The organism is Pseudonocardia sp. TRM90224, from assembly GCF_021245725.1.
In the GTDB taxonomy this organism is placed as follows: Bacteria; Actinomycetota; Actinomycetes; order Mycobacteriales; family Pseudonocardiaceae; genus Pseudonocardia.
This window is the reverse complement of the sequence record NZ_JAJGSX010000005.1, coordinates 258,849-271,144: the sequence shown is the minus strand read 5'-3', so window position 1 is coordinate 271,144 and position 12,296 is coordinate 258,849. Positions and strand designations below refer to the sequence as shown.

At 73.7% G+C, this 12,296-nt stretch carries 10 protein-coding genes and 1 riboswitch; of the genes, 6 read left to right on the top strand and 4 right to left on the bottom strand.

Annotation, left to right across the window (positions count from 1 at the left end; translation table 11 throughout):
- Positions 1 to 18 precede the first annotated feature (18 nt).
- From LL648_RS10555 to LL648_RS10540, 4 genes are read left to right on the top strand one after another with little or no spacing between them, the layout of a single operon-like run.
- Entirely contained in the window at positions 19 to 618 is a 600-nt protein-coding gene (locus LL648_RS10555) for a precorrin-8X methylmutase (RefSeq protein ID WP_232662283.1), read from the top strand.
- The gene (locus LL648_RS10550; protein ID WP_232662282.1) at positions 615 to 1,541 is read left to right on the top strand and encodes a sirohydrochlorin chelatase; all 927 of its coding nucleotides are present in this window, start codon (positions 615 to 617) and stop codon (positions 1,539 to 1,541) included. Before LL648_RS10555 ends, LL648_RS10550 begins: the two co-directional genes overlap by 4 nt.
- Positions 1,538 to 2,743: a uroporphyrinogen-III C-methyltransferase gene (gene cobA, locus LL648_RS10545; RefSeq protein ID WP_232662281.1), complete on the top strand. Its 1,206-nt coding sequence runs from the start codon at positions 1,538 to 1,540 to the stop codon at positions 2,741 to 2,743. Before LL648_RS10550 ends, cobA begins: the two co-directional genes overlap by 4 nt.
- A 7-nt stretch (positions 2,744 to 2,750) precedes the next feature.
- Positions 2,751 to 3,299, top strand: coding sequence for a cyclodeaminase/cyclohydrolase family protein (locus tag LL648_RS10540; RefSeq protein WP_232662280.1), 549 nt, complete (start codon positions 2,751 to 2,753; stop codon positions 3,297 to 3,299).
- Positions 3,300 to 3,337: 38 nt separating this feature from the next.
- On the opposite strand, the gene LL648_RS10535 is transcribed toward LL648_RS10540, so the two are convergent.
- The 4 genes from LL648_RS10535 to LL648_RS10520 all read right to left on the bottom strand — a co-directional run bounded on the left by LL648_RS10535 (position 3,338) and on the right by LL648_RS10520 (position 7,524).
- Positions 3,338 to 3,853, bottom strand: a complete 516-nt coding sequence (locus tag LL648_RS10535; RefSeq protein WP_232662279.1) for a TrmH family RNA methyltransferase — start codon at positions 3,851 to 3,853, stop codon at positions 3,338 to 3,340.
- 77 nt (positions 3,854 to 3,930) lie between these two features.
- Complete coding sequence (locus LL648_RS10530) at positions 3,931 to 6,030, bottom strand: MMPL family transporter (RefSeq protein WP_232662278.1); 2,100 nt, start codon at positions 6,028 to 6,030, stop codon at positions 3,931 to 3,933.
- Between the two features lie 229 nt (positions 6,031 to 6,259).
- Complete coding sequence (locus tag LL648_RS10525; protein WP_232662277.1) at positions 6,260 to 6,850, bottom strand: hypothetical protein; 591 nt, start codon at positions 6,848 to 6,850, stop codon at positions 6,260 to 6,262.
- Positions 6,847 to 7,524, bottom strand: coding sequence for a hypothetical protein (locus LL648_RS10520; RefSeq protein WP_232662276.1), 678 nt, complete (start codon positions 7,522 to 7,524; stop codon positions 6,847 to 6,849). The genes LL648_RS10525 and LL648_RS10520 overlap by 4 nt, the downstream gene beginning before the upstream one ends.
- 131 nt (positions 7,525 to 7,655) lie before the next feature.
- A riboswitch (cobalamin riboswitch) is annotated at positions 7,656 to 7,828 on the top strand.
- Positions 7,829 to 7,860: 32 nt separating this feature from the next.
- Between LL648_RS10520 and cobN the strand changes: the two genes are divergently transcribed.
- A complete protein-coding gene (cobN, locus tag LL648_RS10515; protein ID WP_232662275.1) occupies positions 7,861 to 11,559 on the top strand; it encodes a cobaltochelatase subunit CobN in 3,699 nt (1,232 codons plus the stop codon).
- The gene (cobI, locus tag LL648_RS10510; RefSeq protein ID WP_232662274.1) at positions 11,556 to 12,293 is read left to right on the top strand and encodes a precorrin-2 C(20)-methyltransferase; all 738 of its coding nucleotides are present in this window, start codon (positions 11,556 to 11,558) and stop codon (positions 12,291 to 12,293) included. Before cobN ends, cobI begins: the two co-directional genes overlap by 4 nt.
- Positions 12,294 to 12,296 lie beyond the last annotated feature (3 nt).

Below are 12,296 nucleotides of genomic sequence, written 5' to 3'. Positions count from 1 at the left end.
GACGGGATACCGTGAGGAGTGATCGACATTCGCGCCACCGTGCACCCCATCGAGGTGGAGTCGTACGCGATCCTGCGGGCGCGCGTGGACACGTCCGACCTCCCGCCGCTCACGCGCGCCGTCGTCGAGCGGATCGTGCACACGAGTGCCGACCCGAGCTGGGCCGGCGAGCTGGTCTGCGACGAGGACGCGCTGCGGGCCGGGCAGGCGGCGCTGCGCGACGGTGCCGTGCTGGTCACCGACGTGCGGATGGTCGCGGTGGGGATCACGAGCCGCCCGTCCGTCGTTGCGCTCGACCTGGCCGGAACGCCCGAGGACGGCGTCACCCGGTCGGCGGCCGGCATCCGCGGGGCCGTCGAGGCCCATCCCGACGGCGCCGTGTGGGCGATCGGCAACGCACCGACCGCGCTCGCGGAGCTGGTCCGCCGCGCCGCGGCCGGGCTGGTCAGGCCCGCGCTCGTGGTCGGGCTGCCCGTAGGGTTCGTCGGGTCGGTCGCCGCCAAGGCGGCGCTGCGGGCGTCCGGGCTGCCCGCGCTGTCCAACCGATCGGAGCGGGGCGGCGCTGCTGCGGCCGCCGCCGCCGTCAACGCACTGCTCTACACGGGGGATCCTGCATGACACCGCCACTGATGATGGTCGGCCACGGCACTGTCGACGCGACCGGCGTCGCCGAGTTCGTCGCCTTCACCGAGCGGCTGCGACGCCGGCTCGGCGCCCGCGGCATCGACGTGGACGGCGGCTTCATCGAGCTCGCCAAGCCGACGGTGCACGAGGCGTGGGAGCGGCTGGCCGCGCTCGGCCACACGGACATGACCGCCGTCCCGATGGTGCTCGTCGGGGCCGGGCACGCGAAGGGCGACATCCCGGCCGCCCTGCAGCGCGAGGTCGTGCGCGACCCCGCCACCAGCTACGTCTTCGGCCGCCCGCTCGGGCCGCATCCCGTGCTCCAGGAGCTGCTCGACGCCCGGGTGCGGGCAGCGCTCGGCGAGACGCCCGCCGACGGCACCGCGGTGCTGCTCGTGGGCCGCGGCTCCACCGACCCCGACGCCAACGCCGAGGTCTGCAAGGTCGCGCGGCTGCTGCAGGAGGGCCGCCAGTACGACTTCGTCGAGCCCGCGTTCGTCTCGCTCGCGCGGCCCGACGTCGCCACCGGCCTCGACCGCTGCCGCGCGCTCGGCGCACGCAGGGTCGTCGTCGCGCCCTACTTCCTCTTCGACGGCGTGCTGCCGCGCCGGGTGATCGACCAGTCCACGGCGTTCGCGGCCGACCACCCCGCGATGGACGTGCGGGTGGCCGGTTACCTCGGCGACTGCGACGAGCTCGCCGACCTCGTCGTCGAGCGCTACGAGGAAGCACTGCACGGTGACATCCGGATGAACTGCGACACCTGCGCGTACCGTGTGCTGCTCCCGGGGTTCGAGGACAAGCTCGGTGCGCCGCAGACGCCGCACCACCATCCCGACGACCCGGCGCACGGTGACGGTCATGGGCATGGTCACGGGCACGGCCATGCGCACGGACACGCGGTAGCAGGAGAATGATCATGACGGAGCCGTATCTCGTCGGGCTCGACCTCGCCGGCAAGCGCGTGGTCGTCGTCGGCGGTGGCACGGTCGCGCAGCGCAGGGCCGCCGGGTTGATCGCGGCCGGCGCGGATGTGGAGATCGTCGCGCCGGAGGTGACGCCGGCCGTCGAGGGCATGGCGGTCGCGGGCGAGCTGCGCTGGACCGCGCGCGCCTACCGCGACGGCGACCTCGACGGTGCCTGGTACGTCGTCGCCTGCACCGACGACACGAGCGTGAACACGGCCGTCGGCGCCGACGCCGAGCGCAGGCGAACGTTCTGCGTGCGCGCCGACGACGCCCCGGCCGGCACTGCCGTCACCCCCGCGGTCGGTCGGCACGACGGGCTGACCGTCGGCGTGCTCGCCGGGCGGCGGCCGCGCCGCTCGGCCGCGGTGCGGACGGCGCTGGTCGAGGCCTTGCAGTCGGGCACGGTCGACGACTCGGCCGAGCCCGTGCGGCCCGGTGTCGCACTGGTCGGCGGCGGCCCCGGCGACCCGGAGCTGATCACCGTGCGCGGGCGCAGGCTGCTCGCGCGGGCCGACGTCGTGATCACCGACCGGCTCGGCCCTCGCGACCTGCTCGACACGCTCGGCCACCACGTCGAGGTCATCGACGCCTCGAAGATCCCGTACGGCCGCGCGATGAACCAGGCGCGCATCAACGAGCTGCTCGTCGAGCACGCGCGCGCGGGCAGGTTCGTGGTGCGGCTCAAGGGCGGCGACCCGTTCGTCTTCGGGCGCGGGTTCGAGGAGGTGCTCGCTTGCGCCGAGGCGGGCGTGGCCGTCACCGTCGTACCGGGGGTGACCAGCGCGTTCGCCGCTCCCGCCGTCGCCGACGTGCCGGTGAGCCACCGCGGGGTGGCGCACGAGATCGTCGTGGTGTCGGGGCACGTGGCGCCCGGCGACCCGCGCAGCCTCGTCGACTGGCCGGCGCTCGCCCGGTTGCGCGGCACGATCGTGCTGATGATGGCCGTCGAGCGGATCGCGGCGTTCGCCGACGCGCTGATCGAGGGCGGCCGGCCGGCGGACACGCCGGTCGCGGTGGTGCAGGACGGCACCACACGCATCCAGCGGTCGGTGCGTGCGACGCTGGCCACCGTCGCCGACGTCGTCGCGGAGCAGGACATCCGCCCGCCCGCGGTGGTCGTGGTCGGGGCCGTCGCCGGCCTGAAGGACTGACGCCGAGATGGCACTCGAGGACCTGACCGTCCGGGAACTGCTCGACGCCGTCGCCGCCAGGACGACGGCGCCGGGCGGTGGCGCGGCCGCGGCGCTGGCAACCGGGCTCGCCGCCGCGCTCGCCGCGATGGCCGCACGGTTCAGCGAAGGCCAGGACGCGGCGGCGGCGCGGGCCGACCAGCTGCGCGCGCGGGTCGTCCCGCTGGCCGACGCCGACGCCGAGGCGTACGGCGCGTTCATGGCGGCGCTGCGGCTGCCGAAGGACGACCCCGGCCGGCGGGCGGCCGTCGCCGCTGCTCGCGAGGCCGCCTCGGCGGTGCCGGCGCAGGTCACGGAGATCGCCGGCGAGGTCGCGGCGCTCGGCGCGGAGCTGGTGGAGCACGGCAACCCCAACCTGCGCGGCGACGCGCTGGCCGCCGTCGAGCTGGCCGCTGCTGCAGCGGCGACGGCCGCCGAGCTGGTCGCCGCCAACACCCGCAAGGGCGACGACCCACCCCAGCTGCGCACCGCCCGCGCCACCGCCGCGGCAGCCGCCGCCCACCGCACGGCCACCTGACGCGCGAGTCGGGGTGGACGCGTGCCCGAGTCGGGCTGTCACAGCATCCCGGCCAGCTTGTAGGCCACGAGCGAGCCGGCGACGGCGACGTTGAGGCTGTGCCCCGTCCCGATCATCGGGATCTCGACGACCTGGCCGAGCAGGGCGAGCGCCTCCGCCGGGATGCCCTCGGCCTCGTGGCCGAGCACGGCGACGGTGCGGGTGCGGGCGGCCGGCAGGTCGCCGAGCCGGATCGACTCGTCGGCCAGCTCGACGCCGATCAGCCGGGCTCCCGTCGAGCGCTGGTGGGTCAGCCACGACACCGGATCGGCGACCCGGTGCACGCACGAGCTGCGCCGCAACGTATTGCCGCGGGTGAGCGCGGCGTCGATCCACGCCCGCCGCGGCACCGCGAGGCAGGCCCCGACGGCGTCGCAGGTGCGCAAGAGCGTGCCGAGGTTGGCATCGTGCATTGGCCAGAGCGGCGCGATGTAGAGGTGGTCCCAGCAGGGGTGCTGCCGTGGGCGGCGTTCCCGGCGCAGGTCGGCCCGGGTGCGGACACGTGGGGCGCCCATCAGCGGGCGGGGTGGAGCTCCATCATGGGAGGGGCGCTTCGCGGTGCGCCCGGACCATCGACGACGGCAGGTCGGCCCTATCGTCGCACGAGTCCCGGCCACCAGCTGCGCTCGCCGAGCACCGTCATCACCGCCGGCAGGATGAGCGCCCGCAGCACCACCGCGTCGAACAGCACGGCGACGGTGAGCCCGAGGCCGACCTGCTTGAACTCGATCCGGTCGATGAACATGAAGCTCAGGAACACCGAGATCATGATCACCGCGGCGCTGGTCACGACGCTCGCCGAGCCCGCGATCCCGTCGAGCACCGCCTGGCGGGTCGGCACCCCGCGCTGCACGGCCTCGCGGATGCGGCTGACCACGAAGATCTGGTAGTCGGTCGAGAGCCCCACCAGGATCGCGAAGATCATCAACGGCATCCGCGAACCGATGAAGCCGGTCGAGGTGAACCCGAGCAGGTCCTCGGCCCACGTGGCCTGGAAGACCGCCGTCAGCACCCCCCAGCTGACGACGACCGCCGCGAGGTTGATCACGACGCCGATCGCGGCGAGCACCAGTGAGCCGAACGCGAAGAGCATCACGACCAGCGTCGCGAGCGACACGAACCCGATCACCCACGGGATCCGCGCCGCCTGGTGCGCCGAGTAGTCGACGCCCGCGGCGACGTCCCCGCTCACCGCGATGGTGACCCCGGGCTCCGGCAACAGCGCCGGCAGCTGCCCGCGCAACCGGTCGAGCGACTCCCGGCCCGCTGCGGAGTTGGCGGGGTGCCCGACCGGCAGCAGGAGCGTGCTCACCGTGCGGTCGGTCGACGTCCGCACGGCAGTCGGGTCCTCGGTGAGCCGGGCCAGTGCGGCGGCGACGTCGGTCGAGCGCGCCGGGTCGGCCGTCACCACGACGAAGTGGCGGGCCCCGGCCTCCGGGAACGACTGGGTCAGCCGGTCGTACGCGCCGACCGCCGGGATGCTCTTGGGGAACGTCTCCTTGCCCTCGATGCCCAGCGTCATCGTCATGGCCGGCAGCGCGAGCACCGCCGTCACCAGGCCGCCGACGACGAGCGTCGCGACCGGGTGCCGCAGCGCCGGCTGCAGGATCCGCTTCCACGCGGTGCCGGGACGGGCCCGACGGCGGCCGTCGATCCGCTTCCCGAGCACGACGAGCAGCGCCGGCAGCACCGTGAGCGAGCTGGCGACGGCCACCACCACGACGAGGATCGCGCCGGTCGCGATCGAGGAGAAGATCGCGTCGTTGACGATGTACAGCCCGGCCAGCGAGACGATCACCGCGAGCCCGGACGTAGCGATCGCCCGTCCCGAGGTCGCCGCGGCGATCCGGACGGCGTCGGCGTGCGTGAGAGCGCCGCGGGCGCGTTCCTCGCGCACCCGCTTGAGGTAGAAGAGCGAGTAGTCGATGCCGACGGCCATCCCGAGCAGGAACACGACGCTGATCGCCGCACCCCCGGCGTCGGGGAACACCCATGACGCCACGCCGTACAGGCCGACCGAACCGACGAACGCCGCGAGCGCCAGCAGCACCGGCACACCGGCGGCCAGCACGGCGCCGAACACCAGCAGCAGCACCACGAACGTGATCGGCAGGCTGATCAGCTCGGTCCTGGCGAGGTCGGCGCCCTGCTTGTCGTTGACGCCGACGGAGATCGACGCGTTGCCGGTCTGCGCGATCGTCAGCCCGGGGTGCTCGGCGGCCAGCTCGGACGTGCGCTCCAGCACGGCGCGGACGCTGCGGCGTACCGAGTCGACGTCGCCCTTCAATGTCACGGCCACGCGCACCGCCGTGCCGTCGGCCGCCACCACCGGCGCCCCGACACCGGCGACGGCGGGCAGCTCGCTCAGGCCCTGCGCGACGTCCCGGGCCGCCGCGCTGGCGACGTCGATGTCGAGCGGCCCGCTCGGCGAGGTCACCAGGATCTGCTCGACGGGCTGCGGGGCGACCCCGGCCGCGGTGGCCGCGGCCTCGGCGCGGCCCGCCTCACCGATCCAGAAGTCGTCGAACGTGCCCCGGTTCGTCCCGGTCAGCATGCCGGCGACGACGCACAGCGCGATCAGGACGAGCCAGCTCCCGATCGCCCGCCCCGGGTGCCCCGCGCTCCACGCGGCGAGCCGCACCGCCGTCGGAGTTCGGGTCCCGGTGTCCGTGCTGCTGCCGAAGCGCGCCATACGCCAAGCGTGGCGCGGCCGGCGCCGGCGGACAGACCGGCAAACCCGCGAAGATCAGGTAGGGCAAACCCCACCCGGCCGCGGGGGGGGGGGCCTGGCCCGGGTCGGCCTGGGGAGGGCAGGAAAGCCACTTTCCTGCCCTGTGGGGGCCGGAAAGTGGCTTTCCTGCCCTCACGTGCGAAACGCACGTGTCCCGTCCCCGACCAGTGCGGGCGGCTTGCGGCGGCCCTCAGACCGAGAGCAGGCGGTCGAAGAGGCTGCGGTAGCGGCGCAGCGCGAGCCGCAGGTCCTCGGTGGACGACTCGCCGGCGTCGATCTTCTCGACGATCTCGGCGCGCTGCTCGCGGAACAGCTTCTCCAGGTCGCTGAGCAGCTCGCCCACAAGCGCGTCGGCCCGGTTCACGGCGTCGCGCGGCTCGTCGACGAAGGAGCCCTTCACCTCGTCCCAGCGCGAGCCGTACTCGGTGGCACGGTCGGTCGGCACGAGCCGCTCGCGGGTCTCGCCCGCCGGCTGCATCCGATCGGCGTCGCCGGCCTCGGGCATGCCGGTCGGTGCCGCAGCGGTGGTCTCCGGCTGGTGCGTGCCGGCCTGCATCTCGGGCTGCTGTGCGCCCGTCCGAACGCTGTCGGCATCGGCATCGCGCACACCTGCCTGCGGCTGCGCGTCGCGGGGTTCGGTGTCGAGCTGGCCGTCGTGCTGCCGGTCGTCGAGGTGCTGGTTGCCGGGCTGCGGCTCCCGCGGCTCGGCGAACTGCGCGTCGAGCGCCTCCTCGCGCGGGTCGTCCAGGTCCTGCTGGCGGTCGGGGCGCGGCATGGTCATCGGGTCGTCCTCTCGTCGTGGGCGGTGTCGGCGGTGCGGGTGTGGCTGCTGTCGGTCTCGGGCGTGCCGAGCCGCGGCTCCGCACCGTTGTGCTGCACATCCGCGCGGTCGGGCCGGTCGTCGTGCATCCGGTCCTCCTGCGGCCGGGCGTCGCCGAGCAGCGCGTGCACCAGCGACCGGTACGACGTCACGGCCTGCCGCTGCTGCTCGGTGTCGATCTCGCCGCTCTCGCTCGCGGTGCGCACGCGGCTGGCGTCGCGGTAGTGCTGGACGACGTCGGGGTGCTCGACGGAGATGTCCTCGGCGCGGCGGTCGAAGTCGTCGACCGGGTAGCCGCGGGTGCGCATGACCTCGACGACCAGCCGGTCGGCGTCGTGCAGCGCCGTGCGGGGGTCGTCGACGAACCCGCGCTGGACCTGGTCCCACGACGCGGCGTAGCGCTCCCGCTCCTCGGGACGCAGCTCGCGCACGTCGAGCTGGCTGTGCCGCTTGCGGCGCTCGGCCAGCTGGTTCTCGGCGGCGCGGCGGTCTCCGGTCTCCTCGACGCTGCGCTCGTACTCCGGCCCGAACTGCTCCTGGAGCTGGCTGGAGCGGCGCCGGCGCATCAGCACGAACGCGGCAGCGGCGACGAGCACCACCAGCACGATGACGATGATCAGAACGGTGGCGTTCACCGGACTTCCTTCCTGTGACTGAGCACTCACTCGATCGAGTGAATCGCTGGCACAGGCTTCCCAGCCGTCCGGTCGTCCGAAACGTGGGTCGGCAACCTCACCTGGCGTTGACCGGCGCCCCCTGGGTGTGTTGCAGTTCTCGCGACGGCAGTGGAGGAAGCCGGTGCGAGTCCGGCGCGGTCCCGCCACTGTCACCGGGGAGCGAGCCGTCCACCCTCATGACCACTGCCGTGTCGCGGCGGGAAGGTCGGGCGGGTCGCGCTGATCCGGGAGCCAGGAGACTTGCTGCCGTCGTGGTATCCCCGACCGGAGGGCGCGGACCCTCGTGAGGATGACATGACGGTTCCTGTCCTGCTGCTCTCCACCGCCGACACCGAGCTGCTGGCTGCCCGCAGCTCGGGTGCGGTCTACCGGACGGCCAACCCCGCGCGGGTGGAGCCGGCGGGGCTGCCGCCGCTGCTCGAAGGCGTCTCGGTGGTCGTGCTGCGCCTGCTCGGCGGGCGGCGGGCCTGGCCGGAGGGCGTCGACGTGCTGGTGGCCTCGGGGTTGCCGGTGGTGCTGCTGGGCGGCGAGGCCGCGCCCGACGCCGAGCTGATGGGTGCCTCGACGGTGCCGGCCGGCGTGGCGTCGGAAGCGCTGGCCTACCTTGCCGCGGGCGGGGTCGACAACCTGCGCGAGCTGCACCGCTTCCTCTCCGACACGGTGCTGCTGACGGGTGAGGGCTTCGCGCCGCCCGTTCCCGCGGCGGAGTTCGGAGTGCACGGGCAGCGCGCGCTCGACGCCGGCCGCCCGACCGTCGGCATCGTCTTCTACCGGGCCCACGAGCTCTCCGGCAACACCGCGTTCGTCGACACCCTCTGCGACGCCGTCGAGGCCCGTGGCGCCAACGCGCTGCCCGTCTTCTGCGGCTCGCTGCGCGGCGCCCAGCCGGAGCTGATGGAGCTGCTCGGCAAGGCGGACGTGCTGGTGGCGACGGTGCTGGCCGCCGGCGGCACCGTCGCGGCCGACGCCAGCGCCGGCGGCGAGGAGGACGCCTGGGACGCGGGCGCGCTCGCGACGCTCGACGTCCCGGTGCTGCAGGGCCTCTGCCTCACCACCTCGCGCGCCACCTGGGCGGAGTCGGATGCCGCGCTCTCGCCGATGGACGCCGCGATGCAGGTCGCCATCCCCGAGTTCGACGGCCGCCTGATCACGGTGCCGTTCTCGTTCAAGGAGACGGCCGAGGGCGACGACATCCCGACCTACGTCGCCGACCCCGAGCGGGCGGCGCGGCTGGCCGGGCTCGCCGTGCGGCACGCGCGGCTGCGTACGACCCCCGTCGCCGACCGCAAGCTGGCCGTCGTGCTGTCGAGCTACCCGACGAAGCACGCGCGGGTCGGCAACGCCGTCGGGCTCGACACCCCGGCGTCGGCCGTGGTGCTGCTGCGGGCGCTGCGGGCCGCCGGCTACTCGGTCGGCGAGTTCCCAGAGGACTCCGACACGCTGATCCACACCTTGATCGCCGCCGGTGGCCACGACGTCGAGTGGCTCACCGAGGAGCAGCTCGCCGCGGCGCCGTCGCGGGTGCGGCTCGACGAGTACCGGCGCTGGTTCGACGCCCTGCCCGGCGAGCTGACCAGCGGGATCCGCGAGCACTGGGGTGAGCCGCCCGGCTCGCTCTACGTCGACGGCGGCGACATCGTCCTGGCGGCGCTGCGGTTCGGGAACGTGCTGCTGATGATCCAGCCGCCGCGCGGCTTCGGCGAGAACCCGATCGCGATCTACCACGACCCCGACCTGCCGCCCTCGCACCACTACCTGGCCGCCTACCGCTGGCTGGACAACGAGTTCGGCGCCGACGCGGTGATCCACCTCGGCAAGCACGGCACCCTCGAATGGCTGCCCGGCAAGGGTCTCGGCCTCGCACCCGACTGCGCGCCCGACGCCGTGCTCGGCGAGCTGCCGCTGGTCTACCCGTTCATCGTGAACGACCCCGGTGAGGGCACGCAGGCCAAGCGCCGCGGGCACGCCGTCGTCGTCGACCACCTGGTGCCGCCGATGGCGCGCGCCGACACGTACGGCGAGATGGCGAAGCTCGAACAGCTCCTCGACGAGTACGCCACCGTGCAGGCCATGGACCCGGCCAAGCTGCCGGCGCTGCGGGTGCGGATCTGGGAGGTCGTGCAGGCCGCGCAGTTGCACCACGACCTACACGTCGACGCCGCGCCGGGCGAGGAGGAGTTCGACGACTTCATCCTCCACATCGACGGCTACCTGTGTGAGGTCAAGGACGTCCAGATCCGCGACGGGTTGCACATCCTGGGCGGCGTCCCGGCGGACGAGGCGCAGGTCAACCTGGTGCTCGCGATCCTGCGGGCGAGCCAGGTGTGGGGTGGACGCAAGGCGCTGCCCGGCCTCCGGGCGGCGCTCGCGGCGTGGGCGGGGCTCGACGAGCAGGCGCTCCTCGCCGCCCCCGGCGAGCCGTGGGGAGGGCAGGAAAGCCACTTTCCTGCCCCCACAGGGCCGGAAAGTGGCTTTCCTGCCCACCTCGCGCGGCTCGTTGCGATCTCCGGTGGTCCGTCGCGGACTGGTGCGGATCTTGTCGATGTGCTGGAAGGAGTCGCTCGCCGGCTCGTCACCGGTGTGCAGGAACGGGGGTGGCGCGAGCCGGCCGTCGTCGTCACCGAGCTGCTCGGCGAGCCCGTCGCCGACGTCGTCGCCGTGCTGGAGTTCGGCTGCGCCGAGGTCGTCCCGCGGCTCGACCGCACCACCGACGAGGTGGCGAACGTCCTGCACGCGCTCGACGGCGGGTACGTCCCGGCCGGTCCCTCGGGCTCGCCGACGCGCGGCCTGGTCAACGTGCTGCCCACCGGCCGCAACTTCTACTCCGTCGACCCGAAGGCGATCCCGTCGCGCAGCGCGTGGGAGATCGGCAGCGCGCTGGCCGACTCGCTCGTCGCGCGCCACCTCGCCGACACCGGCACCTACCCGACGTCGGTCGGCCTCACCGTCTGGGGCACCGCGGCGATGCGGACGCAGGGTGACGACCTCGCCGAGATCCTCGCACTGATCGGCTGCCGGCCCGTCTGGGACGACGCCTCGCGGCGGGTCACCGGGTTCGAGATCGTCCCGCTCGCCGAGCTCGGCCGCCCGCGCATCGACGTCACAGTGCGCATATCCGGGTTCTTCCGCGACGCGTTCCCGCACGTCATCACGCTGATCGACGACGCGATCCGGGCCGTCGCCGAGCTGGACGAGCCGGCCGAGCAGAACTACCTGCGCAAGCACGTCGACGAGGACGAGGCGACGCACGGCGACCGCCGCCGCGCCACGTCCCGGATCTTCGGCTCCAAGCCGGGCGCCTACGGGGCCGGGCTGCTGCCGCTGATCGACGCCCGCAACTGGCGCAGCGACGCCGACCTGGCCGAGGTCTACGCGGTCTGGGGCGGCTACGCCTACGGCCGCGGGCTGGACGGGCGCGAGGCGCGCGCCGACATGGAGCAGTCGTTCCGGCGCATCGCGGTCGCGGCGAAGAACCAGGACACCCGCGAGCACGACATCGTCGACTCCGACGACTACTTCCAGTACCACGGCGGCATGGTCGCGATGGTGCGCGCGCTCACCGGCCGCTCGCCCGCCGCCTACGTCGGCGACTCCGCCGTCACCGACGCGGTGAAGACCCGCACGCTCGCCGAGGAGACCAAGCGCGTGTTCCGGGCACGGGTCGTGAACCCGAAGTGGATCACCGCGATGCAGCGCCACGGCTACAAGGGCGCGTTCGAGCTGGCCGCTACCGTCGACTACCTCTTCGGCTATGACGCCACCGCCGGCGTCGTCGACGACTGGATGTACGGGCAGCTCGCCGAGAGTTACGTCTTCGACGAGACGAACCGGGCGTTCATGGAGAAGTCCAACCCGTGGGCGTTGCGCGGGATCACCGAGCGGCTGCTCGAAGCGGCCGATCGCGGCATGTGGGCCAAGCCGGACGACGCCGTGCTCGACCGGCTCCGCCAGACCTACCTGGATCTCGAAGGCGATCTGGAGGGTGACTCATGAGCGGCACCCTCGTCGGGGTCGGCGTCGGGCCGGGCGACCCCGACCTCGTCACCGTCAAGGCGGCGAACCTGCTGGCCAAGGCCGACGTCGTCTTCGTCCCCGTCGCGGACACGGGGGAGACCGGCCGCGCCGAGCAGACCGCGCTGTTCTACGCGGAGGCGTGGCGGGTCGAGCGGGTGGTGTTCGCGCTGCACGACCGCGAGCACTCCGAGCGCCGTGAGCAGGCGTGGGACGCCGCCGCGGCGCAGGTCGCTCGCTGGTTCGCCGAGCACCCCGGCGGCACGGCCGCGTTCGCGACCATCGGCGACCCCTGCGTCTACTCGACCTTCACCTACCTCGCGGCGACGGTCCGTGAGCTGGTGGGGGAGCTGTCCGTCGAGCTGGTGCCGGGCATCACCGCGATGCAGGACCTCGCGGCGCGCTCGGGGACACCGCTGGTGGAGGGCCGCGAGTCGCTCGCGCTCTTCCCCATGACGGCGGGCCCGGAGCGGTTCCGGGAGGCGCTCGACCACTTCGACGCGGTGGTGGCCTACAAGTTCGGCCGGATGCTGCCGGAGACGCTCACCGTCCTGCGCGAGACCGGCCGGCTCGACGACGCCGTCTACGGGGCCGGGCTGGGCCTGCTCAGCGAGGACATCCGGCCGGCGTGCGAGCTCGACCCCGCCGAGCAGGGGCCGTACCTCTCGACTCTGATCGTGCCGCCGAAACGGGCGGGTCGCGGCGGCTCCCTATGAAGA

Bases quoted from the DNA above. Each gene is read 5' to 3' on its own strand.
- LL648_RS10530 (WP_232662278.1), bottom strand. From the start codon at position 6,030: ATGGCGCGCTTCGGCAGCAGCACGGACACCGGGACCCGAACTCCGACG.
- LL648_RS10540 (WP_232662280.1), top strand. From the start codon at position 2,751: ATGGCACTCGAGGACCTGACCGTCCGGGAACTGCTCGACGCCGTCGCC.
- cobA (WP_232662281.1), top strand. From the start codon at position 1,538: ATGATCATGACGGAGCCGTATCTCGTCGGGCTCGACCTCGCCGGCAAG.
- LL648_RS10550 (WP_232662282.1), top strand. From the start codon at position 615: ATGACACCGCCACTGATGATGGTCGGCCACGGCACTGTCGACGCGACC.
- cobI (WP_232662274.1), top strand. From the start codon at position 11,556: ATGAGCGGCACCCTCGTCGGGGTCGGCGTCGGGCCGGGCGACCCCGAC.
- LL648_RS10535 (WP_232662279.1), bottom strand. From the start codon at position 3,853: ATGGGCGCCCCACGTGTCCGCACCCGGGCCGACCTGCGCCGGGAACGC.
- cobN (WP_232662275.1), top strand. From the start codon at position 7,861: ATGACGGTTCCTGTCCTGCTGCTCTCCACCGCCGACACCGAGCTGCTG.
- LL648_RS10525 (WP_232662277.1), bottom strand. From the start codon at position 6,850: ATGACCATGCCGCGCCCCGACCGCCAGCAGGACCTGGACGACCCGCGC.